Genomic DNA, 23918 nt, shown 5'->3' with positions numbered 1-23918 from the left:
CACCTGTTGCATCTATGAATAGAACATGATATGCTTAACAGGCTATGCAAAAAATAATTTATACAATATTTTTATCCAATTATATTATATCAATTATTTTTTGTGAAGTCAACACAAATGAGTAAAATAGTTGAATGGGGTTGGTTAAATGAGTTCGAAACATGGTGATTGGGTGGTTGAGCAACAAAGAGTAGAAAAGGTGATGGAAGAAATTTATAAAAAGGAAGAAAAACTACTTTCAAAGACTTCGGAATTGAAAGATAGTGTTATCGACCTTCGTAAAACATTTTGGGACGATGTGACAGTTAACTTGGATGAACCAGATGATGTAATTGAAACAGAAGCTAGCATCAAACAACAAGCTGAGCTATTAGCTCAAAAGGAAAAAATTCATGGAAGCATGGCTAAAGAACTTCAAACGCTAAAACAATTAAAAAATAGCCCATATTTTGGAAGAATTGACTTTAAAGAAGATGATGAAAAGACAGCAGAACAGCTATATATTGGTATTTCCTCTCTTATGGACAGAGAGGAGGAAGATTTCTTAATCTATGATTGGCGTGCACCCATATCAAGCCTATATTATGATTACACCTTAGGTAAAGCTGCCTATCAAACGTTGGATGGTATGGTGATGGGGAATATATCATTAAAAAGGCAATTTATTATACGAAATGGTGAAATAAAGGGAATGTTCGATACCGGATTGACTATTGGAGATCAGTTGCTTCAGGAGGCGTTGGGAAATAATGCTAGCTCTACAATGAAAAGTATAGTTGCTACTATACAGAAAGAACAAAATAAAATCATTCGCAATGAAAAGAGCAAGCTTTTACTTGTACAGGGAGTAGCTGGAAGTGGTAAAACATCAGCAGCGCTACAGCGTATTGCATACTTAATGTATCGTTATCGTAGTGAATTAACCCCTGAGAATGTGGTTTTATTTTCACCTAATCCACTATTTACGAGCTATATAAATAATGTGCTTCCTGAACTAGGAGAGACTAATGTGAAGCAATTAACTTTTTTTGATTATTTACAAGATAAGGTTGGGGAGGCAATGAGTATTGAATCTCCTTTTGCACAAATGGAATATTTGCTCACTTATCAAGAAGATGCTAACCGTCATTTTCGATTAAACAATATTAAATATAAATCAACAATAGCATATAAGCATCTACTTGACGCATATATAGCTGACCTTCATGCGGAAGGAGTACAATTTAAAAATATTTCATTTCGTAAACGTATTTTAATACCGAAGGAGAAGGTGAAGGAATATTTCTATACGATGGATCCAAATATATCCTTGCCAAATCGAATAGAGTTAACCGTTAAGTGGCTATTGAAAGAGCTTTATCAATTTCAAAAAGAAGAACTGAATAAAGATTGGGTTGAAGAGAAAATAGGACTGCTAGATAAAGCCGCATATGTGAAAGCGTATTATGAAGCTCAGGAGCAGGATGGGGATAGTGCAGTTGATGAAGAGTTAATATTAAGGAAGGTTGTAGTAGCCAAGATGTTCGATTCATTAAAAAGGCAAATAAAACAGTTAGCCTTCGTAAACGTTTTAGCTACTTATAAGAGGTTCTACACGTGCTGGGAGTCAGATGAGCTACCAGAAGACTGGACGTCATTTTCCTCCCAAACGGCAAGTAATTTATCAAAAAACTTTTTGACTTGGGAGGATGCTGCTCCATACGCTTACTTCAAAAGTCAACTCCTTGGTGATGAGACAGACCGTGCTGTTCGCCATTTATTCGTGGATGAAGCACAGGACCTTTCCGAGTTTCAATTTGCTTATATAAAGCATATGTTCCCTTATACGAGGATGACTTTATTAGGGGATATCAATCAAGCAATTAATGTCCATACATCAAGGGATAATCCGCTACAAGCAATGGGCGAGGATAATACTGAACGGATAACATTAACAAAAAGTTATCGTTCTACCAAGCAGATTGTTGAATTTACAACGTGTTTTGCTCCAGGAAAAGAAGTAATTGAACCATTTGAAAGGCAAGGAAATAAACCTAAGCTGCTGTATCTTAACAAGACAGAAAAAGAGGTCCTACTTACCTCACTAAATGAACTTTTAAAAATTGGGTACGAAACGATTGCTTTTATTTGTAAAACAAAAAATGAATGTGTGGCTATCTATAACTTACTCAGCCCATCTATTTCTGTTACTCGAGTGGATGAGGAGACATATTCCTTTAAGAAAGGAATACTTATTATACCTGTTTATCTAGCGAAGGGGATTGAATTTGATGCGGTTATTATCCCAGATGCATCAACGAATCACTATACGGAATCAGACCGAACAGTATTTTACACAGCCTGTACACGTGCGATGCATGAGCTAGTTATGGTAACAGCGGCTGAGCCGTGTTTGTTTATCCATGAAGCTAAAACGGATACGTATGTAGTGGCCAATGGATAAGAGTTGTTGCCTTAGTCTAAAAGATAAAAAATGAAGATACTCCGAACTGCAATCCGAGGAATACGAAATTTTCCCCACATATAACTGGCAGTAACTGCCAGTAAATGTCCGGTTGGTTCTAGGGCTTTTAGGTCATATCCTTGTGGTACTACCAATTAGTGGGGGGTAAACAAAATTCACTAATTGAAGTTTCTATTTAAAGAGGTGGAAAGATTTTTTCTTAATAAAGGAGCTAAAACGCTTGCTTTTTTTCTGAAAATAGTATAAGTTTCATATATGCAACATTATTAGTTGTATAAAATATTTGTTTCTTAGGTTAATTAATTTGTCTTAGAGACAAATTAATGATTGGTAGTTCAGGTATTTCAAATTGCTCTTCCGGGGTGGTAGCCGGAAGAGCGCCCCCTTTGCCGCAATTTATTAGAAAAAGGAGCAAATTTGAGATGTTCAGGCTTATGCGTGAATCACTGCAATGGAGTAGTAATATTAGCTTTTTAACATTTGGAATGGCTTTTTTGTTTGCGTTGATTTCAACATTATTTCAAGAAGGTTCAGGATTATTTCTTAGTCTACTCATTGTGTTTGTCTTTATTATGATAGGAATTATTGGCGATACGATTGGCTTAGCTGCAGCAACTTCACAAGAGAATCATTTTCATGCTATGGCTGCTAAGAAAGTCAAGGGAGCAAAGGAAGCAGCATTTATTGCAAAGAAAGCCCCTTTATTTTCAAGTCTTTTTAATGATGTTGTCGGTGATATTTCAGGAATCGTTAGTGGGGCAGCTTCTACGGCTGTCGTATTCCAACTGGCTAAACTGGTTCAAACTTCCGAAGGTTCCATATGGTTTATTATTATATCTGTTGTATTAACAAGTATTATCGCTGCTTTTACAGTAGGGGGAAAGGCAATTTGTAAAACGCTTGCGATCTATCATTCTACGAATATTATTTTATATACAGGTAAAATGATGTATTACTTAAAAGCCTGTACACGTATATTTGCAATTTGGAAAAAGGAGAATCGTTCAGTACATATGCAAAGACGTTAAGCTGACGTGTTGCTTCGCGGAAGGTGAAGATTCTATATTGCTTTTCGCTCCTTGAATAAAAAGAACGGGAAAAGTATCTCAACGGACTGCGGATGAAAGGGTATAAACCTTCATCCTTTTTTATAAGTTAAGAAAGTATAAAATCAGTGCAATGACTGCGTTAAGCCAAGTAGTTATTTTGAATGTTAGATGTATATTGGCAATGCTCCGACTAATTACTTCGCTTTCGGCGGAACGGCCTCAACTAACTTTGCAAAGAAGAACACGTTGCAAAGTGAATTTTCGGCTCGCGCAATTCCCGCAGGAGTCTACGTAATTAGTCTCCGCTATGAGAAGGTGCAACAATTCTTGTCATAAGAAATAGGTTGACTTTTTTTACAATGGGTAAAGTGAAAATCGCTATCTGTGAGTATAAAAGCAGCTGTGTTACTTCATGCTAGCGTTGTAGAGCCTGATAATAGCGAAGGCCGGCCACTTCAACTCCTGTGGGAAATGTTTGACCTGAAGATCCACTTTTTTGAGCGGGTTTTGCTAAAAAAGTTAGCTGAAGGACAAACCCCACGGAAAGGGAAGTGGGCAGCCGGAGTGGTGGTCAAGCAGTAGCTATTATTCCATAATAGCTACTAGAGGAAGCGTAAATCTGAGCATTTAGTGATAAGGAATGAGCGAATTTTGCTCCGTTTTTTTTATTTCTCATTATGTTGTCCATTAATATGGAATGGAGTCATATTTATTAAAAATCAGTTGACAAAAGGGGGTTAATCCCATATCATTTTAAATGAAATTAATAATCATTCTCAATTATATAGTGTGGGTAATAATCTAATTAGCAGAAAGTAACCCTGATCCTATTTTCTTATTATTTACTGAGAAGAAAATACTGGTCAGTCTATGAAGAAGCTATATAGTAGATTTAGTCGAATAAAGCATAAGGTGCGTTGGAAGTTATGGGAAAAACAAATAAAGTGCACGTAGTTATATTAATGACTGCACCCCTTTGGATTATACTTATTACTTGTTTATCAGTGGTTTTGGGGACAAAATCGATTGCTTTAACTACCGTTTGGGATGCAATTATTAACTATGATCCAGAAAATGTCGATCATGCAATAATCATAGCGTCACGTATACCTAGAGCTCTTGGTGCATTAATAGTAGGTGCCTTTCTAGCGATATCGGGAGCGGTTATGCAGGGGATGACAAGAAACTATCTTGCATCCCCTTCCATTATGGGAGTTACCGATGGATCAGCTTTTGTAATCACTATTTGTATGGTGTGGATGCCAGGTATGTCATCGTTACAAATGATCCTTTATTCTATGCTTGGTTCCTTATTAGGAGCAGGAATTGTATTTGGCTTTGGTTCACTTTTACGGAATGGGTTGTCACCTGTGAGATTAGCTATTATTGGCACCGTTATTGGTACGTTTTTAAGCAGTATATCATCGGCCATTTCCACCTATTTTCAAGTGTCGCAAAATGTGAGCTTTTGGTATAATGCACGACTTCATCAGATTGATCCATCCATGTTAAAAATCGCAATTCCTTTTGGCATAGTAGGAATCTTGATCATTATATTTTTAGCAAAATCAATTACTATCTTGTCATTAGGTGAAGACGTATCTGTTAACTTGGGACAACGAACGAAGCTTGTTAAAGCGATGACTGTTATAGCTGTTGTTATGCTGACAGGTACCGCCGTAGCACTAGTTGGAAAGATAGGTTTTGTAGGTCTAATCATTCCTCATATCACTAGATTCTTAGTTGGTATAGATTATCGCTGGATCATTCCTTGTGCTGGCGTAATTGGCGGCGGATTCTTGGCGTTATGTGATGTGTTAAGTAGATTTATCAATTATCCGTTTGAAACGCCAATTGGTGTTATCACTGCTTTTATTGGAATCCCTTTCTTCCTTTATTTAATTCGTAGTAGGGGAGGAGAGAAGCATGCATAAAGCAGATAGACGTCGATATATTACAACATTATTGCTTATTTCAGTTTCGATATTAGTGGCGATTTACATAAGCATTACAAATGGATCGTTTGATATTACGGTATCAAATGTTTTTCGAACCATTTTACGTATTAACCCTACAGAAGATTATGATTTAGTTATTTTTGATTTTCGACTACCACGAATTGTTATTGCTGGTTTAGTTGGGTTTGGACTCGGTATAGCTGGTGCAGTTATTCAAGGGATTACTAGAAATGGTTTAGCTGACCCAGGGATACTTGGTATAAATGCCGGTGCTGGAGCGGCGATTGTATTGTTTATGTTTTTCTTTAAAGATAAGATAACGGATACGGGATTGTTAGCTATTATGATGCAGCCACTCTTTGGGTTAATTGGTGGTCTTATAGCGGCTACGATTATCTTTCTCTTCGCTTGGAAAAATGGAAAATTAGATTCCCAACGTCTTCTGCTTACGGGAATAGCTATTGGATCAGGTTTTGGAGCATTTTCCCTTTATATTTCGTTAAAAATGAAAGCATCTGACTTTGAGATGGCAACGGTATGGATTTCTGGAACAATATACAACGCTAATTGGATTTATATTCTATCTATGATTCCTTGGATTATTTTATTTATCCCAATCATCTATAAAAAGGCTTATTTATTAGATTTATTTCAATTAGAAGAATCAAATTTAAAAAGCTTAGGTGTTTCCGTAGAGAAAGAGAAAATACTACTTCTAATAAGTAGTGTTGCTCTTGTCAGCGCTTGTGTTTCTGTATCTGGAAGTATAGGTTTTGTAGGGCTTATGGCTCCACATATAGCAAGAAGACTCGTTGGACTACAGCATAGATATGTGATTCCTATATGTGGATTACTTGGTGTACTACTTGTCATCGTATCAGATTTTATAGCAAAAACGGTTTTTGCCCCAGCAGAGTTGCCTGTTGGTATCGTGATATCGATTATCGGTGTACCGTATTTTCTATATTTATTAGTAAAAACGAAAACATAGGGAGGGGAAGGCAAATGAGTATTTTGCAGGCGGAGGCATTGGAGACTGGTTATGAAAGACATACGGTGTTCAGAGATCTTCATTTACAGGTGAAGACTGGTGAAATCACGACAATTATTGGACCAAATGGCTGTGGGAAATCAACCTTATTAAAAACAATGGGAAGAATTTTAAAGCAGCGTAATGGAAAAGTATTCTTACAAGGCAAAGAACTTAATCATATACCAACAAAGAAAATTGCCAAACATCTAGCTATGCTTTCGCAAAATCCTACTGCCCCTGGTGAACTGAAGGTGGAAGAGCTTATCACATATGGACGTTATCCACATCGGAAAAATGTCAATAAATTAACAAAGGAAGATCGTAAGGTTATTGAATGGGCAATGGATATTACCTCCACTACATCCTTCCGTGACCGTAAAATAGGTAATCTATCAGGTGGTCAAAGGCAGAAGGTTTGGTTGGCGATGGCACTAGCTCAGGAAACGGAAGTACTATTACTAGATGAACCGACAACGTACCTTGATTTAGCTCACCAATTGGAAGTCCTACAGATTGTACAACGGCTTAATAAAGAGCATGGTTGTACAATTGTAATGGTATTACATGATATTAATCATGCTGCTAGGTTTTCAAATGAGATTGTGGCAATGAAGTCTGGTGAAGTTATTTCTGTTGGAAGTCCTTCAGATATCATTACAAACGAAGTATTAAAGGAAGTCTTTGAAATTGATGCAAGAGTAATGATAGACCCATACGATAATTCCCCAGTATGTTTTGGATATGATAGTATACAAGCATAAATAAATGTAAGGGGGAAATAGGTTGAAAGAATATAAAACATCGCCTGTAATTACATCTGGAGCAGAGAAATGGTCGATGACTTCGAGGTACGGTAGGCGATACGATATTTACATCTCTATACCAAAACAGCCAGCTCCGGAATCTGGTTATCCAATTATCTATGTTTTGGATGGGAATGCTTTTTTTCATACATTTCATGAGACGGTGAAAGTACAATCTGCTCGATCAGAAAAAACAAAAGTGATTCCGGCTGTTATTGTAGGCATTGGTTATCCGGTTGATGCCGCTTTTGCATCTGAATTTAGAGTGTACGATTTTACGCCACCTACTTCTGTGGAAAATTTACCACCCAAGCCTGATGGTAGTGCATGGTCTGAAAATGGTGGAGCAGAGGAGTTCTTTCATTTTATTACGCAGGAATTACAGCCATGTATAGAGCAACACGTTTCCATTGATCGACAGAAACAAACATTATTTGGTCATTCTTTGGGAGGATTATTTGCATTGTATGTTTTATTTTCAGGAACGTCTGCATTTCAAACCTTTATGATAACAAGTCCTTCAATATGGTGGGGAAATCGCGTCATATTGGAGCTAGTAAAGAACTGGGCCGCTAATACCGATATAAGTGAAAAGCGGGTGTTTCTTGCTGTTGGTGAATTAGAAAAAGATCATATGGTAAATGATGCACGTGATCTCGCTATTCGACTGGAAGAGCTAAGATCAAAAGGATTAACAACGGTATTTTATGAATTGACGGATGAGAATCATGTATCCGTTGTACCAACTGTGATAAGTAGAGCAATAAGGTTTTTACATATGCATTCAGGTTAAGCATACGATAGTTAGATTTATTCCACATATAAGCGGCCGTAAGATTCCAGCTTCAAGCAATAAAGTGAAACAATTATTGGTAAGCGAGGGATAGGCTGCCAGTAAATGTCCGATTGATTCAAAAGCCTTTAGGTCATACCCTTGTGGTACTACCAAACCATGGGGGATAAACAAAAATCCCCAAGGATGGAAGTTTCATTTTATTCCAAGTATGGAACCAGTTGTATGAAACCGTAAATATGTTTGACATTAGGAACGCTTTACTTTATGCTAAGCATATTATAAACAAACGGTTACATTCGTTGACGAGAATGAGTAGGTATAAATGTGGATCTTTAGAGAGTTGGTGATTTGCTGCAAACCAATGTTCCCATTATGCTGAATATCCTCTCTGAGAAGGAAGGCTGAATATTCATTTAAGTTTTCCCGGGGACCCGCCGTTAAAAGGGGCGCGTATGATAGTACGTTGATGAGTGCTAGATAATTGTATTGCATATACATTATCTGGAATCAGGGTGGTAACACGGGTGGAAACTCGTCCCTATCTATATCTAGGGGCGGGTTTTTTTATGTATATAAAAGGATGACGATACGAACCGTATAATAGTAATCATTGAAATGGAGTGAGTTTATGAACGAATCTGTGCATAAAGAGACAGCGATAGAAAGGGAGAAAAGAATAAAGGAATGGTGGAATGAGGAAGGGATCTTTCAGGAATCCATTCGAAACAGAGATGGCAATGAATCGTTTGTTTTCTATGAAGGTCCGCCTACCGCTAATGGGTTACCCCATGCTGGTCATGTCCTTGGTAGAGTTGTTAAGGATGTAGTAGCAAGGTATAAAACGATGCAAGGATATCAAGTGGTGCGGAAAGCTGGTTGGGATACGCATGGTTTACCAGTAGAACTAGGTGTTGAGAAAAAAATTGGAATATCTGGTAAACAGGAGATTGAAGCATATGGGGTGGAGGCATTCATCGAAGCGTGTAAGGAAAGTGTATTTGATTATGAAAAACAATGGCGTTCCTTTACGGAAGCTATTGGATATTGGGTCGACATGGATGATCCGTATGTAACATTGCATAATAATTATATTGAAAGTGTATGGTATATCCTTGCAACGATTCATAAAAAAGGGCTGCTCTATCAAGGACATCGGGTAACGCCATACTGTCCTAGCTGTCAAACATCGTTAAGTTCGCATGAAGTGGCTCAGGGTTATAAGGACGTAAAAGATCTATCCGTAACAGCGAAATTCAAAATAAAAGATACTAGGAATGAATACTTCTTAGGCTGGACGACAACTCCGTGGACATTGCCGGCCAATATTGCTTTAGCTGTAAACCCAGAAATGAACTATGTAAAAGTAGAACAGAATAATAAGGTTTATATTGTTGCAGAAGCTCTTGTCGATCAAGTGTTCACAGCTGACTACCAGATCGTGAGTCAACATACGGGGGTAGAGTTTGTTGGTTTATCGTATGAACCGCTCTTTCCTTATGTAGAAGTATCGAAAGGGTATGTAGTGATTGGTGCTGATTTTGTAGCTAAAGATAGTGGTACCGGGATCGTTCATTTAGCTCCTGCTCATGGGGAGGATGATTATCAGGCTGTTCAGCGAAATGGTTTGGATTTTGTTCATGTAATCGATCAGGCTGGAAGGTATAAAGAGTCTGTTAAACCACTAGCGGGGAAATTTGCCAAGGACAGTGATGTATCCATCATAAAAATGCTGGCAGATAAGGGACGCTTATTTGCAAAAGAGAAATATGAGCATAGCTACCCACATTGTTGGCGTTGCGATTCACCCCTTATTTACTATGCTATGGAAGGATGGTTTGTAAAGACTACTGCTATCAAAGATATTATTCTACAGAACAATGAATCCATCGATTGGTATCCAGAGCATATGAAGTACGGGCGATTCGGTAAATTCCTAGAAAATATGGTGGATTGGAATTTAGGGAGAAATCGTTATTGGGGCACTCCTTTAAATGTGTGGATTTGTGATAGCTGTCAGCACGAGTTTGTGCCAGAAAGTGTTCAAGCATTAAGAGAACATGCAGAAAAAGCTATTCCAGATGATCTGGAGCTACACAAACCATATGTTGATAAAATTACGCTAAACTGTCCGAAATGTAAGGGTAGTATGTATCGAACAAGTGAAGTGATTGATGTTTGGTTTGATAGTGGCTCCATGCCGTTTGCTCAATATCATTATCCCTTTGAGAATAGGGAGCTTTTTGAGAAGCAATTTCCAGCGGATGTAATTGCTGAGGGAGTTGACCAAACGCGGGGTTGGTTTTATAGTCTATTGACGGTATCTTCCTTATTTACAGGGAAGCCTTCCTATAAACGTGTATTATCGTTAGGGCATATTTTAGATGAAGACGGAAGAAAAATGTCAAAGAGTAAGGGAAACGTTATAAACCCAATCGAACTTGTGGAAACATATGGCGCTGATGCATTGCGCTGGTCATTATTGGCGGATAGTGCTCCGTGGAATAATAAGCGTTTTTCTTCAAATATTGTTGCTTTAGCGAAGTCGAAAATGGTTGATACATGGATGAATGTTTATTCATTTTATACGTTATATGCGAAGATTGATCAGTTTAATCCAAGCTTGCACCAAGCTGGAGAGAGATCCATACTTGATAACTGGATCCTTTCTCGTCTACAGACAGCCATAACAGAATCACAATTATATATAGATAGCTATGACTTTACTTCTGCTACAAGAGAGCTAGCTGTATTTGTTGAACAGGTGAGTAATTGGTATATTCGCCGTTCCAGAGATCGTTTCTGGGGTAAGGGAATGGACAATTCAAAACTTGCAGCTTACCATACGCTATATGAAATTTTGACGACAACTAGTCGTCTACTTGCACCATTTATGCCGTTCATTACAGAAGATGTACATGTTAATCTTACTGGTAATAGTGTCCATGTTGCAGATTTTCCTAACGTCGATAAAAACTTACTTAATAAACAATTGGAGAAAGAAATGGGTGGTGTCCTACAGGTAGTTGAATTAGCACGTCATGCTCGAAATACGTCAGGTATGAAAACAAAACAACCACTGTCGGAATTATTAATAGTAGGTGCCGATATCCAAACGAATTATTTAATGAACTATCAAGATATTATCAAGGATGAAATAAATGTGAAGCAGGTTAATGTACTAAATCAACCAATAGCTTCTGTTCGATATGAAGTTAAATTGAATTTTCCAGTTGCTGGTCCGAAGTTAGGCAAGAAAATTGGGGAGGTCCAAAAACGGTTGCAGCAATTATCTACGGAAGAAGCAAAAAAGATTGCGGAAGGTGATTTCCAGGTAAGGCTTTTATCAGGGGAGATTTTACAGTTAGAAGCAGAAGATCTTTTAATTCAACAGGTAACAAAAGAGGGAATAGAGATGGCTACAAATGAAAGCTATGCTGTATATTTAAATACGCAAATAACGAAGGAACTTCAACAAGAGGGAATGGCCAGAGAAATTATTCGTGCTGTACAGCTATATCGAAAAGAATTGAATTTACCAGTTGATAAACGTGTACACCTTATCTTCGATGCTTCAGACAATGTAAGGGAAGTTATTACTCAATTTCGGGGAATTATGGAAAGAAATTTATTGGTAAAGTCAATGGAATTTGGAAAAAAAGACACCATGAAAACAATTAACGTGGAAGATGAATCGATCGATATAGCTATAGATATAGAAAGTAACTAAAAATTTCAGGGAGCGTAGCCTTGATTATGCTCAATCTATTTAATAGTCAGTTATAGTTTATTCCAAATTGTCTGTTGGCATGGATGACTTTAATTACGCTATAGACTTAATGGAATACAAGAAATGCCATGGAGACTAGTAGCTCCATGGCATTTTTATTACATTATTTATTATAGGCTCCATGCATAACCGGTCCTACATATGCATTCAATTTCCATCCAGAAGTAATTGCTGCTGTTACAAAGTCCTTTGCATCTCTGACAGCATCTTCAACGGATTTTCCTTTAGCCAAATTTGCTGTAATAGCAGCAGCAAATGTGCAACCAGCACCATGATTATAAGTTGTATTAATCTTATCCTTTTCCAAAAGTGTAAAGGAGTTTCCATCATAAAAAAGGTCTAACGCTTTTTCGTAATCAAATGCTTTTCCACCTTTAATAATGACATTTTTAGCACCTAGTTCATGGATTTTTACAGCAGCCTCTTTCATACCATCAACTGTTTTAATCGGTCCTGTTTGTGCAAGTTGTCCTGCTTCAAATAAATTTGGTGTTGTGACAATTGCATGTGGTAGTAAAAGTTCGCGCATTGCGTCCGTGTTCTCTGGCTGAAGGACCTCGTCATCTCCCTTACATACCATCACAGGATCAAGAACATAATTACGCAGTTGATATTCTTCAATCTTTCTTGCACCTAATTCAATAATATCAACAGAACCTAGCATACCCGTTTTCATAGCATCAACGCCAACGGATAGAATGGTATCCAATTGCTTTTCTACAATATTAACATCAATGGGTGAAACATGGTGGCTCCAACCATCAGGATTCATTGTCACGATTGAGGTAAGTGCTGTCATACCGTAAACATCATGCTCTTGGAATGTCTTCAGATCCGCCTGAATTCCAGCACCACCGCTAGAATCAGAGCCAGCAAGAGTTAAGGTTTTTTTCATTGTCATTTATATCGCCCCAAACTTAAGATTCTTCGTTCTTCTTATAGAATATAACAGAAATTCTGAGAATGAAAGTATTAGATGCTGTAGGAGCGTTATGAACAATTGCATGGATATAAATCATATAGTAATGGTAGCTAGATAAGGTGGTGAAATGAATGAAAACAATTAGTTTATGCATGATAGTAAAGGATGAAGAAGAAATATTAGAACAATGCTTAAGAAGTGTGGAATCGGTCTGTGACGAAATAATTATTCTAGATACTGGATCAAAGGATAATACTAAAGCGATAGCTTCCAGTTATACAAGCAAAGTCTATGATTTTGAATGGATCGAAGACTTCTCAGCTGCACGGAATAAAGCCTTTAGCTATGCAACGAAGGATTTTATCATGTGGTTAGATGCAGATGATATTTTGCTTCCTGAGGATATGGAAAAGTTAAAAGAACTAAAAAAAGAGCTCCATGATGGCATAGATGCAGTTTCCATGTATTATCACACTGCATTTGATGAACAAGGAAATCCTACTTTTAAATATCGAAGAAATCGGCTTGTAAAAAGAAGTAATCAATTTAAATGGTTTGGAGTAGTCCATGAGTATTTACAGGTAGGCGGAAATATTATTCCTTCACAAATAGCTGTAACTCACCGGAAATATGAGAAGAATAATACTTCGAACAAGGGGGATCGCAATTTAAAAATTTATGAAAGGCAATTGGAAAAGGGCAAAGCGTTTACTCCAAGGGATATGTTTTACTATGCTAATGAGCTAAAGGATCACGAGCGAATAGATGAGGCAATTACGTACTATCAGCGCTTCTTAAATACAAAGCAAGGATGGGTGGAGGATGAAATACGTGCATGCATCTATATGGCTGACTGTTTTAAAGCGAAACAGGAGTCAGATAAAGAATTGGAGGCTTTATTACAAACATTAAAATTTGACTTGCCGCGCCCTGAGGTTTCATGTAGGGTAGGGGACCATTTTAAAGAAAACGGATTATTCAAAAAGGCAAATATTTGGTATGCTTTGGCACTTACATTAGAACCTGAAAATGATAGCGGATTTACAAATACAGCATTTTCCACTTGGTATCCTCATTTACAGATGTGCTATTGTAACTGGCAATTAGGGAATAAAAAAGATGCCTATCATAATCATGTCATAACAAAAAAATATAATCCAACCAATTCACAAGTACTTCATAATGAAAAATTCTTTCAGCGCTTAGATAAAGAGGAGTTAAAATAAGCTATGAACTATTGATTCCCTGCATACATTTAACTTGTGTGTAGGGGTTTTTCATCATTTTTGCAATGAAAAATCTCAGTTTGAGGTGTAATTTGTCTACAATAGGGAATTATCTAAATGTAGACAGACATAATTTTGTCTTTGGTTTGTCAATGTTTTGTCATGGTAATCATCTTTTTTCTATATAAGAATAGTTTATACTAGCAGTAAAGTGGATAACAATAACATGCTTAAATCAGTCTAAGGATAAGGATGTATATGAATAGATATTCGCTTGATCAGTACTGAGCAAGTTGAGAGCTTGCATGAATAAAGGAGGAAAAACCGAATTATGATGGATATGGATCCGGTGCTAGTGAGTCGACTTTTAACTTCACTAACACTCGTATTTCACATTATCTTCGCTACTCTTGGTGTCGGAGTACCATTAATGATATCTATTGCTGAATTTATTGGAATTAAAAAGAATGATCCACACTATTCAATGCTAGCACGGCGCTGGACACGCGGATTCGTTATTCCTGTAGCAATTGGTGTTGTAACAGGTACAGCTATAGGACTCCAGCTATCATTGCTTTGGCCGCAATTTATGCAAGTAGCTGGAAATGTTATTAGCTTACCGCTTTTTATGGAAGTATTTGCATTTTTCTTTGAAGCCATCTTTTTAGGAATATACCTTTATACGTGGGATCGATTTAAAAATCCGATGACCCACTGGTGGTTTTCTCTTCCAATTGTAATTGGAGGTGCACTTTCTGCTGTATTTATTACTTCAGTAAATGCATTTATGAATACACCTGAAGGCTTTACGACAGGAGCAGGTGGTTTTGCGGCCATAAATCCAATCGATGCTATGTTTAATCCTGCTATGCCTTCAAAGGTATTTCATGTTTTAACTTCTGCTTATTTGACAGTGGCTGCAATTCTTGCAGCAATCGCTGCATTCAGTATGCTACGGAAGAAAAGAACAGAATATCATAAAAAAGCACTAAAATTAACGGTTACATTAACCTTTCTCTTTTCAATTTTGACAGCAATTGCTGGAGATGTGTCCGCAAAATTTTTGGCAGAGCATCAGCCCGAAAAATTGGCAGCTGCAGAATGGCATTTTGAAACAGAGGAAGGAGCAGATCTTGTCCTGTTTGGTTGGTTAGGTGATGAGAATACACCTGCTGGTGTACTTCGTTTCCCTGGGCTTTTAAGTTTCCTAGCTTATGGGGATTTTCAGAGTGAGGTAACCGGACTTGAAGAATTCCCTGAAGAGGAACGTCCACCTTTATGGATTCACTATATGTTTGACTTTATGGTGGTAATCGGATTCTTCTTATTAGGAGTGTCCTTACTATATATTTTATCGTGGAAAATTAAACGGTGGAATGAACATAATAAATGGATGCTATGGCTACTCGTAGCTAGTGGACCATTAGCGATGCTCGCTATTGAATTCGGTTGGATATTTGCAGAAGAAGGCAGACAGCCGTGGATATTACGGGGTTATATGTTAGTAGAGGATGCGGCAACGACATCTCCATATGTAGGTTTGATGTTTCTACTATTTCTTGGATTATATATCGTATTAGGAGTACTAGGTGTTATTGTATTAAGGAAGCTTTTTAAAAATAATCCGGCTGAAGAAGAACTAGAGAAGAAATACCCGACGATAGAAAAGGGTGATAACACATGAGTTATGAAATAATTGGGATTACCGTATTGTGGATCTTTTTATATGGTTATCTTATTGTTGCATCTGTCGATTTTGGCGCTGGCTTTTTTGCGTATTACGCAAAAATCACAAAAAAAGATCATATTATCAACCAATTGATTTCAAGATATCTGTCCCCTGTCTGGGAAGTAACCAATGTATTCTTTGTTTTTTTCTTTGTGGGCATCGTCGGGTTCTTCCCTGACTCGGCTTACTATTATGGAACTTCACTGTTAGTTCCAGGAAGTATTGCTATAATATTGCTAGCCATACGTGGCTCCTTTTATGCCTTTGAAAATTACGGATCTAAAAAAAGCAATGTGTATATGTTCTTATATGGAGCAACGGGTTTATTAATTCCGGCATCATTATCTACTGCTCTAACGATGTCTGAAGGTGGTTTTATTTTAGAAGAGAATGGTGTTGTTTCTTTAGACTATCTTGCATTATTTACAAGTCCTTATTCATGGAGCGTTGTATTTCTTGCTATTGTATCCGTGCTATTTATTAGCGCAGCGTTTCTAACATTTTATGCAGCAAGGGCGAACGACCAGGCAGCGTTAAAGCTTGTTCGTAAATACGCATTATTCTGGGCTACACCGACCATTATTGCTGCGCTGACTACATTTATTGCTTTAGGTCAGCATAATGAACGTCATTATCAGAATATGTTTGATTTGTGGTGGATGTTCGGTCTATCCGTTGGGTTCTTTATGATTGCCATGTGGTTAATTTATGAAGGAAAACGTTATGGATTAGCATTTATAAGTGTGATGCTGCAATTCTTCTTTGCCTTTTTTGGATATGGTGCTAGTCATCTTCCATATATTTTGGATCCTTATATTACGATTTACGAAAATGCGACGCATGAAGCAACAGGGATTGCATTGATTGTCGTATTTATCTTAGGCTTATTTTTGCTAATTCCTTCGCTAATTTTACTCATGCGCTTATTCTTATTTAATGCAGATTATGTGAAGGGAAAGAAATGAGGAGCTACAAAAGATTCTGTTGAACAGGAGCTAAATAATGCGCGATGTAAAAGAATTTTTAAATAGCAAAAAATTTAGCATGATCTATTTATTGGTGTTTGCTTTCATAACGTGTGGAGCAATTATTGGACAAGCTTATCTACTCGTCAGCATAATCGATGGTGTCTTTCTGGATGATCTAACCTTTCGAGAAATCCTCCCATTATTGGGAGGATTACTCATCATTCTCTTCGTAAGGACTATGTTTACTTACCTGAGCGGTAGGGTCGGTGTTCGACTGGGAGCAAATGCAAAAAGATATTTTCGATATATATTGCTTGCGAATTATACAGAAAACCCTGTTCAGGCTTCACTTAAGGGGCAGGCAGGTCAAAAGGTTAGTGTCACCATGGACGCCACTGATGAGATAGATAGCTATTTTAGTCAATATATCCCTCAAGTGATTCGCTCTTCAATTATTCCAGTTATGATATTAATAGTTGTATTTACCCAGCATGTAAATACTGGTTTAATTATGCTTATTACATTCCCATTTATCCCATTATTCATGGTTATAATTGGGATGCAAACAAAGAAAAAGTCAGAAGAACAAATGGAGAAATTGGCTGTATTTTCAGGTCGGTTTTTAGACACGCTTCAAGGTCTTGTTACTCTAAAATTATTTGGCAAAGCTAAGCAGCAAAAAGAAGCTATTCAACAAAGCAGTTTAGGGTTTCGGGATGCTACGATGGATATTTTAAAAGTAGCCTTTGCATCATCTTTTATGTTAGAGCTGATTTCTATGTTGGCAATCGGGATCATCGCATTGGAAGTTGCGCTGCAACTAATTATTTTTGATGGAATATCTTTTTTTACGGCATTTTACGTGCTCGTACTAGCTCCTGAATTTTTCACAGCACTACGTGAGCTAGGAACGGCTTTCCATAATGGAAGAAGCAGTATGGGAGCTATAAGAAAAATTGAAGAAGAGTTAGTGGATGGACCAGCTGTTCACTGGGGAGATAAGCCGATTCCGAAAACAGATATCCCAGTAAAACTGGAATTAATAAATGCGGGCTTTCAATATGGAGAAGATCAATTTGCATTAAGACAAATTAATACAAGCTTTTCACCAATAACCAAGAATGCGATTGTTGGTAAAACAGGATCTGGAAAGACGACGCTCTTGCATATGATTGCAGGTATTATCCCAACGCACGGAGGTGGTATAGCTATTGATGGTGTGCCTTTAACTAAATATAAAGAGGAAGACTGGTTTCATAGACTTAGCTATATTTCACAGGATCCATATATTTTTTCGGGGACAATTACAGATAATATTGCTATTGGAAGTAACCATCAACAACCAACAAAACAAGAAATAGAAGAAGCAGCAGAACAGGCAGGTATTTCGGATACAATCGCTTCATTTGAGCATGGCTATGACACAGTAGTAGGAGAAGGTGGAAGAGGCTTGTCTGGGGGAGAAAAGCAACGTCTAGCCTTAGCAAGAGCCTTTTTAAAGCAACCATCTATTGTACTATTTGATGAACCGACCGTTGGATTAGATTTAAAGACAGAACGAATCTTGCAGTCTTCCATTGAAAAGCTTGCGAGAACCGCCACGATTATTACAGTAGCTCATCGATTGCACACGATTAAAGATGCGGATAAGATCCTGTTTCTTGATGATGGAATGCTTATTGCAGAAGGAACACATGAACAATTAGTACAAACGGTTCCCGGATACCGAACAATGGTATCTGTACAACGGGGAGGGAAGGCTGAATGAGAGATCTAGTAATTGTGACCAGGCTTATGATGAAGGAAAAAAGAGATATTCTCCTTTCCATTTTTTTAGGGTTTATTGCTGGTCTAGCTACGGTATTACTGTTCTCGGCTAGCGGATATTTAATTTCAAAAGCAGCATTACAGCCGCCGTTTTATACGTTAATGATTCTGATTGCTTCTGTAAAATTGCTTAGTTTTATTCGAGCGTTCAGTAGATATGGAGAACGGTTTGTTTCCCATCGGGGTACATTTACGATGCTTAGTAATTTGAGAATGACTTTTTATCAAAAATTAGAGCCATTAGCACCGGGTATATTTAATAAGTATCGTAGTGGGGATCTTTTGGCAAGAATTGTTGGGGATGTAGAGAGTCTACAAAATTTCTTCCTGCGTGTGGTCTACCCACCAATTGTTTTAGGGCTCGTGTTTCTTAGCACAATTTTCTTTACATGCTTTTACTCTATCCATATAGCCATTATTCTGTTCATTGGACTATTACTCACAGCAGTTGTAATACCTGCTATTTTTGCTATACGTCAACAAACAATCAACAGCCAAGTACGAGATGAGCGAGCAAAGTTATCAACAGAAGTAACCGAGTTTCTGTATGGATTTCGTGATTTGAAAATTTATCAGCAAATGGATAATAAGCGAAATCAACTTTTAGAGACATCTAATACTTATATCATGGAACAGGAGCATGAGGGGATTAACACCTTGTATAATCAGTCAATTAATAATTTTGTTTCATTACTGGTAACGTGGAGCGTTTTGGCTGTTGGCGCCTATTTGATTGGGCAAGGACAGTTAGATGGTGTGTTATTAGCTATGTTGGTTATGCTTTCTATTACTGTATTTGAAGATGTATCACCCATGGCTGTATTTCCGATTCATTTTAATGATAGTAGACGAGCAGCGAATCGATTATTTTCTATAGTTGAGAAAAAGGATAAAAAAATGGTGGAATCAAGTTTATTTCAGCAAATCGTAACTGCACCTACTATCAACATGAAAGGTGTATCCTATACGTTTTTAAATGAAGGGCGACCAGCTGTACATGAAGTAGATTTGCAGCTTTCAGCTGGTTCCAAAACAGCAATAGTTGGTCCAAGTGGTTCCGGAAAATCAACCATACTACAGCTACTATTAAAGTTGGTCACGACAGATACAGGTAAACTATCCATGAATAATACGAATTTCGACCAGATCCAACAGGAGAGTATCTGGGAGGCTGCAAGTGTCGTTCTCCAAGAAAATCATTTCTTTTATGGTACGATTAGAGATAATCTGCAATTAGCGAATGATGGAGTAACAGAGAATGAGATGCATGCCATGCTTAAGAAAGTTCAATTAGATCATTTTGATTTAGATAGTCATGTATTTGAAAAAGGAGAAAATTTATCTGGCGGAGAGAAACAACGATTAGCAATTGCAAGAGCAATGCTTAAAAGGGGATGTTTTTGGTTGTTGGATGAACCTACTTCTTCACTTGATGCTGTAACAGAGCAGATTGTATATAACCACCTTTTTCAACAAGCAGCAGATGATACAGTTGTTTTGATCAGTCATCGTTTAACTGGTATGGAACGTATGGATCAAATCATTGTGATGGATCAAGGACGAGTAGTAGAAAAAGGAACCTTTACGGAGCTAATGGATAAGCGTGGATACTTCTATGAAATGAAAGAATTAGAGAGGAATTTGTTATAGCAGTATCTCGTACTAGTTTCGGATCACCCTTTTGTAATAATGATTAATGAGATGATCCTTTATAGTTTAATATAAAAGGAACCCTCTTTTGAGATAATTCTTCAAAAGGGGGTTCGCAAGAATGAAGTGTGTCGTTATTTTTATACTTTAGCTGCCCAAATTTCTAGTTCTATTTTTATTTCTGGCAAACCTAATTCTGTAATGTACCCGATAGTCATTGCAGGGTAATTGTTACCGAATAATTCTCCCCATTCGGAATACAGGTAATCCCAATCAATTTTTTCAGTTGCCCAAACATTTACTTTTATAATATTATTTGCTTCTAGCTGTTCAGATTCTAGTAATGTTTTAATGTTATGAAATGTATTGTTAATCTGTGCGTTCAAACTTTCTGGGAATGAACCATTCTGATCTACTCCGACCTGTCCGGAGCTTACATAAAGTTCCGAGTTCCTAGGTATTTTGGTTATATGAGTGTAATTACCGACTGGTTCCGGCATGTTTGCTGGGTTTTTTCTAGTTATTTTATTTTTCATTTTTATCGACCTCGTCATGTTTATTAGTATCTGCAGTTTTCTCTAAAAGGCATTTAGACACACTCCACCCTAGGAAATGTATCTTAGAAAAAAACAGCAGTAGAGTATCCATATCCTAAAGATAAAAATTCAAGTGATCTTTTCTTCATAATATGCATACTCCTTTCTTTACTGACAAGTTCGATGTTTGCTATATCGTAATCGAAATGTATAATTAATTATTGATCAATCTTCTAAATGAATTTTATCATTTTTTTTCATCACGATCAATGTAAAAAAGCGTTATAGCGACAGTGAGTGTACCTCGTATAAATTTACGGTAGTGTATCCAATAACTCCTTCAATTCGTACCAATCATATAGTCGAATAGCCTCTGTAAAATTCCTATTATAGGACTGATCTTTTAATAGAAGCGTTGTGTCACTATCTAACAATGTCTTAAGGACAGTTGGCTTGTCATCTACGTAGTAATCGAGATTTAATTCGTTAATGATGGTTATTTTTTCATGATCCTTCATTCCATAATAAAAGTTACCATCATCGATAGGGAAATCACGTTCGCTTAACCATTTTTTTGTTCGTTCGCCATGTTGAGAAGGACGGGCGGTAATATAATATATATCATGTCCCTCACGCTTAAGCCATTTTACTGTTTCTAATGCTCCTGGAAAGATAGGACAATCCGTATAATAAATAGATTCTAACGAGCTTCTCCACAATTCTTTTCCTTCTTTATCTGTAAGTCCAAAAGGTTCGTGAATTTCTACCCTGGTTAAACGATAGAATTCCTTAATAGGTACATGTTTATTTAATTTCTCTCTATACAAGTTAAAGGCATGTTCTCGTAAATTAAGTAACGTATCATCAATATCAAATCCAAAGTTCATTATACATCCCTCATATCCCTGTAGGCAGGATATCCCGTCCATTTAAAGTCTTTACCAATCTGTGTTATTTCTATATCCTTCAGTTCAATTGCATGTTCCATCTTATCTATGCCAGTCCCTTCAAGAAAAGTTGGAGCATGTTTTCCACCGATTAATTTTGGAGCCATATAAATAATCGTTTTATCTACCAATCTATTTTCAATAAAGGAGGCATTGATTACTCCTCCAGCTTCAATTAGTAATGATGATATACCATGTTCCCCTAGATATGTTATGACTTTCCCTGGATCAACAACGGTTGAATCGCCTGTGTTAATAACAGTAACACCAAATCCTTCTAATTCTTTTCGCTTATGTCTATCATGATTTTTGGTTGTAAAAATCCAAGTGTTTGCCTGCTTATCCTGAACAATCTGATAATCTAAAGGAATTCTCAAGGAAGAATCCATAACAATTCTTAGAGGGTTACGACCATTTGGAATCCTTGCTGTTAGCGCGGGATTATCCTTTAATACGGTATTTATTCCTGTAAGAATCGCCATATGTTCGGTTCGTAGTTGATGAACATCCTTCCTGGCTTCTTCAGATGTAATCCATTTACTGCTAAGCGTATGACTAGCAACTTTTCCATCTAAAGTGATTCCAGTTTTCAAAGTAATAAAAGGTCTCTTTTGTACAATATACGTATTAAATACTTCGTTCATTTTAATTGCTTCTGCTTCACGAATACCGATTTCCACTTCGATACCTGCTTTTTTTAAAATAGAAACTCCATTTCCAGAAACAATTGGATTTGGATCTAGGGTTGCAATAACAACCTTTTTAATCCCTGCTTGTACAATTGCTTCGGCACAAGGACCTGTTCGACCATGGTGTGAGCATGGTTCAAGTGTAACATAAATCGTTCCACCCCTTGCCTGCTCTCCAGCCATTCGCAATGCATGAATTTCCGCATGTGGCTCCCCAGCTTGCAAATGCGTGCCTAGGCCAACTATTCGATTATGATTAACAATGACGGACCCCACTAGAGGGTTTGGGTCCGTTTGTCCTTTCGTAGCTCGGGCGTTGTTTAATGCAATATCCATATAAAATTCATGATTAGTCATTGAAGCAATTCCCCTCTGCTTGCAAATGCCCTGACTTTGTCACTTTCGTTTGTAAGTATTTACGGTTGTATTCAGAAACATCACCCCATAATGGGGTTCTCCCTGAGACTGGTAGCCCAGCTTTTTCTAACGCTTCAAGCTTTTTCGGGTTATTTGTAATTAAGGTAACTGATTTGTTACGTAATTTTTTCAAGACTAGAATAGCGTCATCATAATCTCTAGAGTCATTAACAAAACCAAGAGCTTCATTGGCTTCAACGGTATCATAGCCGTTTTCTTGAAGGAGGTAAGCCATTGCTTTACTAAATAAGCCAATTCCTCTTCCTTCATGGTTCGATAAGTAGAATAGTGCGCCTGCACCATTTTCTTTAATTCGCTTCATGGATTCCTTTAATTGAAAGCCACAATCACAGCGTTTGCTTCCAAAAATATCGCCAGTATGACAGATGGAATGCATACGAATTAAGGCATTTTCAGCATTAGCGAAATCCCCATATACTAAAACACTGGATTGTTGGAAGTCAGCCAAATTAGAGGAAGCTAATTTTTTAATGATTTCTTCATAGTCCTCTGTAATTTGATCATAATTTAGCCAGCAATACCACTGGAATACAGTTGTCTCTCCATCTAGATTTACAGGTAGTTGAATTGGTCCAACTAAATATATAGCACGTTCATTCTTTTGTATGAGTTGAATTTTATCCTTCAAAATAGAAAAAACGTCAGATTTAAGCTTTATTTGTTCCATTTTGTAATCTCCTTTCATTTCCACTAAGTATAATGAAAAAAACGGATATCATCAATTTTTCGTTCTTTTAATGTTATCCAGTATATTTGAGAAATTTACTTGGTATAGGAGAACCTAGATCAGATAAACGATACGGAGGTAAAGCACGTCGTTTATTAATACGTTAGACCTGTTACTAACATATAGTATGTACTATATTTTCTTCCGATTGGGATAAAAATAGTATTTTATTAATTTTGAAGGTTCACTTTATTTCTCGTTTACATACATACTGTATGTATGTTAAGATGTAAAAAAATGATATAGGAGCATTCCTGTAATGAAGAAATTTGAGGGTTGAACAAAAAAGAGCCCCCTTGGTATAGTACAGGGTGTCAATGCGCATTGACCCCGAAATTAATAAATACCAAGGAGAGGTCTCACTATGAA

General features: G+C 37.1%; 18 protein-coding genes and 1 other annotated feature. Of the genes, 13 read left to right on the top strand and 5 right to left on the bottom strand.

Going from position 1 to position 23918, the window contains the following annotated elements; translation table 11 throughout:
• Positions 1-148 precede the first annotated feature (148 nt).
• The 8 genes from helD (at position 149) to ileS (ending at position 11830) form a co-directional block, all read left to right on the top strand.
• The gene (gene helD, locus RVS70_RS09765) at positions 149-2443 is read left to right on the top strand and encodes an RNA polymerase recycling motor HelD (protein WP_321133097.1); all 2295 of its coding nucleotides are present in this window, start codon (positions 149-151) and stop codon (positions 2441-2443) included.
• 443 nt (positions 2444-2886) lie between these two features.
• Positions 2887-3492 carry a hypothetical protein gene (locus RVS70_RS09760; RefSeq protein WP_205389464.1) on the top strand — a complete coding sequence of 202 codons (606 nt, stop codon included), beginning with the start codon at positions 2887-2889 and terminating at the stop codon, positions 3490-3492.
• Between the two features lie 405 nt (positions 3493-3897).
• Positions 3898-4095, top strand: a complete 198-nt coding sequence (locus RVS70_RS09755) for a hypothetical protein (RefSeq protein ID WP_121603754.1) — start codon at positions 3898-3900, stop codon at positions 4093-4095.
• A gap of 344 nt (positions 4096-4439) precedes the next feature.
• Complete coding sequence (locus RVS70_RS09750) at positions 4440-5447, top strand: FecCD family ABC transporter permease (protein ID WP_205389465.1); 1008 nt, start codon at positions 4440-4442, stop codon at positions 5445-5447.
• Positions 5440-6462: a FecCD family ABC transporter permease gene (locus tag RVS70_RS09745; RefSeq protein WP_026680299.1), complete on the top strand. Its 1023-nt coding sequence runs from the start codon at positions 5440-5442 to the stop codon at positions 6460-6462. Before RVS70_RS09750 ends, RVS70_RS09745 begins: the two co-directional genes overlap by 8 nt.
• Before the next feature lie 14 nt (positions 6463-6476).
• Positions 6477-7265: an ABC transporter ATP-binding protein gene (locus tag RVS70_RS09740; RefSeq protein WP_026680300.1), complete on the top strand. Its 789-nt coding sequence runs from the start codon at positions 6477-6479 to the stop codon at positions 7263-7265.
• A gap of 76 nt (positions 7266-7341) precedes the next feature.
• The gene (locus RVS70_RS09735; protein ID WP_051388267.1) at positions 7342-8100 is read left to right on the top strand and encodes an alpha/beta hydrolase; all 759 of its coding nucleotides are present in this window, start codon (positions 7342-7344) and stop codon (positions 8098-8100) included.
• 293 nt (positions 8101-8393) lie between these two features.
• Positions 8394-8646: a binding site (T-box leader), on the top strand.
• An 85-nt stretch (positions 8647-8731) separates the two neighbouring features.
• A complete protein-coding gene (gene ileS, locus RVS70_RS09730; protein ID WP_321133094.1) occupies positions 8732-11830 on the top strand; it encodes an isoleucine--tRNA ligase in 3099 nt (1032 codons plus the stop codon).
• Positions 11831-11993: 163 nt separating this feature from the next.
• On the opposite strand, the gene pdxK is transcribed toward ileS, so the two are convergent.
• Positions 11994-12791: a pyridoxine/pyridoxal/pyridoxamine kinase gene (gene pdxK, locus RVS70_RS09725; RefSeq protein WP_026680303.1), complete on the bottom strand. Its 798-nt coding sequence runs from the start codon at positions 12789-12791 to the stop codon at positions 11994-11996.
• Positions 12792-12943: 152 nt separating this feature from the next.
• Between pdxK and RVS70_RS09720 the strand changes: the two genes are divergently transcribed.
• The 5 genes from RVS70_RS09720 (at position 12944) to cydC (ending at position 20212) form a co-directional block, all read left to right on the top strand.
• A complete protein-coding gene (locus tag RVS70_RS09720; RefSeq protein WP_166530411.1) occupies positions 12944-14038 on the top strand; it encodes a glycosyltransferase family 2 protein in 1095 nt (364 codons plus the stop codon).
• Between the two features lie 331 nt (positions 14039-14369).
• Positions 14370-15722, top strand: a complete 1353-nt coding sequence (locus tag RVS70_RS09715) for a cytochrome ubiquinol oxidase subunit I (RefSeq protein WP_034678641.1) — start codon at positions 14370-14372, stop codon at positions 15720-15722.
• Positions 15719-16732 (top strand): cytochrome d ubiquinol oxidase subunit II, encoded by a 1014-nt coding sequence (locus RVS70_RS09710; protein ID WP_026680306.1) that lies wholly within the window; start codon positions 15719-15721, stop codon positions 16730-16732. The genes RVS70_RS09715 and RVS70_RS09710 overlap by 4 nt, the downstream gene beginning before the upstream one ends.
• Before the next feature lie 37 nt (positions 16733-16769).
• On the top strand, positions 16770-18503 hold the full coding sequence (gene cydD / locus RVS70_RS09705) for a thiol reductant ABC exporter subunit CydD (RefSeq protein WP_321133092.1): 1734 nt from the start codon (positions 16770-16772) through the stop codon (positions 18501-18503).
• Positions 18500-20212 (top strand): thiol reductant ABC exporter subunit CydC, encoded by a 1713-nt coding sequence (cydC, locus tag RVS70_RS09700; protein WP_121604390.1) that lies wholly within the window; start codon positions 18500-18502, stop codon positions 20210-20212. The genes cydD and cydC overlap by 4 nt, the downstream gene beginning before the upstream one ends.
• A 140-nt stretch (positions 20213-20352) precedes the next feature.
• Here the strand turns inward: cydC and RVS70_RS09695 are convergent, their stop codons facing one another.
• From RVS70_RS09695 to RVS70_RS09680, 4 genes are all read right to left on the bottom strand, one after another.
• Positions 20353-20748 carry a RidA family protein gene (locus tag RVS70_RS09695; protein WP_026680308.1) on the bottom strand — a complete coding sequence of 132 codons (396 nt, stop codon included), beginning with the start codon at positions 20746-20748 and terminating at the stop codon, positions 20353-20355.
• A 314-nt stretch (positions 20749-21062) separates the two neighbouring features.
• Complete coding sequence (locus tag RVS70_RS09690; RefSeq protein ID WP_026680309.1) at positions 21063-21635, bottom strand: 5' nucleotidase, NT5C type; 573 nt, start codon at positions 21633-21635, stop codon at positions 21063-21065.
• Positions 21635-22741, bottom strand: coding sequence for a bifunctional diaminohydroxyphosphoribosylaminopyrimidine deaminase/5-amino-6-(5-phosphoribosylamino)uracil reductase RibD (gene ribD / locus RVS70_RS09685; protein ID WP_121604391.1), 1107 nt, complete (start codon positions 22739-22741; stop codon positions 21635-21637). The genes RVS70_RS09690 and ribD overlap by 1 nt, the downstream gene beginning before the upstream one ends.
• Positions 22734-23489 (bottom strand): GTP cyclohydrolase II, encoded by a 756-nt coding sequence (locus RVS70_RS09680; RefSeq protein ID WP_026680311.1) that lies wholly within the window; start codon positions 23487-23489, stop codon positions 22734-22736. The genes ribD and RVS70_RS09680 overlap by 8 nt, the downstream gene beginning before the upstream one ends.
• Between the last annotated feature and the right edge of the window lie 429 nt (positions 23490-23918).

The organism is Virgibacillus sp. M23 (assembly GCF_034190895.1).
Lineage (GTDB): Bacteria > Bacillota > Bacilli > Bacillales > Amphibacillaceae > Virgibacillus > Virgibacillus salarius.
This window is presented reverse-complemented; position numbering and strand designations above follow the sequence as displayed.

Bases quoted from the DNA above. Each gene is read 5' to 3' on its own strand.
- helD (WP_321133097.1), top strand. From the start codon at position 149: ATGAGTTCGAAACATGGTGATTGGGTGGTTGAGCAACAAAGAGTAGAA.
- RVS70_RS09760 (WP_205389464.1), top strand. From the start codon at position 2,887: ATGTTCAGGCTTATGCGTGAATCACTGCAATGGAGTAGTAATATTAGC.
- RVS70_RS09750 (WP_205389465.1), top strand. From the start codon at position 4,440: ATGGGAAAAACAAATAAAGTGCACGTAGTTATATTAATGACTGCACCC.
- RVS70_RS09745 (WP_026680299.1), top strand. From the start codon at position 5,440: ATGCATAAAGCAGATAGACGTCGATATATTACAACATTATTGCTTATT.
- RVS70_RS09740 (WP_026680300.1), top strand. From the start codon at position 6,477: ATGAGTATTTTGCAGGCGGAGGCATTGGAGACTGGTTATGAAAGACAT.
- RVS70_RS09735 (WP_051388267.1), top strand. From the start codon at position 7,342: ATGACTTCGAGGTACGGTAGGCGATACGATATTTACATCTCTATACCA.
- ileS (WP_321133094.1), top strand. From the start codon at position 8,732: ATGAACGAATCTGTGCATAAAGAGACAGCGATAGAAAGGGAGAAAAGA.
- pdxK (WP_026680303.1), bottom strand. From the start codon at position 12,791: ATGACAATGAAAAAAACCTTAACTCTTGCTGGCTCTGATTCTAGCGGT.
- RVS70_RS09720 (WP_166530411.1), top strand. From the start codon at position 12,944: ATGAAAACAATTAGTTTATGCATGATAGTAAAGGATGAAGAAGAAATA.
- RVS70_RS09715 (WP_034678641.1), top strand. From the start codon at position 14,370: ATGATGGATATGGATCCGGTGCTAGTGAGTCGACTTTTAACTTCACTA.
- RVS70_RS09710 (WP_026680306.1), top strand. From the start codon at position 15,719: ATGAGTTATGAAATAATTGGGATTACCGTATTGTGGATCTTTTTATAT.
- cydD (WP_321133092.1), top strand. From the start codon at position 16,770: ATGCGCGATGTAAAAGAATTTTTAAATAGCAAAAAATTTAGCATGATC.
- cydC (WP_121604390.1), top strand. From the start codon at position 18,500: ATGAGAGATCTAGTAATTGTGACCAGGCTTATGATGAAGGAAAAAAGA.
- RVS70_RS09695 (WP_026680308.1), bottom strand. From the start codon at position 20,748: ATGAAAAATAAAATAACTAGAAAAAACCCAGCAAACATGCCGGAACCA.
- RVS70_RS09690 (WP_026680309.1), bottom strand. From the start codon at position 21,635: ATGAACTTTGGATTTGATATTGATGATACGTTACTTAATTTACGAGAA.
- ribD (WP_121604391.1), bottom strand. From the start codon at position 22,741: ATGACTAATCATGAATTTTATATGGATATTGCATTAAACAACGCCCGA.
- RVS70_RS09680 (WP_026680311.1), bottom strand. From the start codon at position 23,489: ATGGAACAAATAAAGCTTAAATCTGACGTTTTTTCTATTTTGAAGGAT.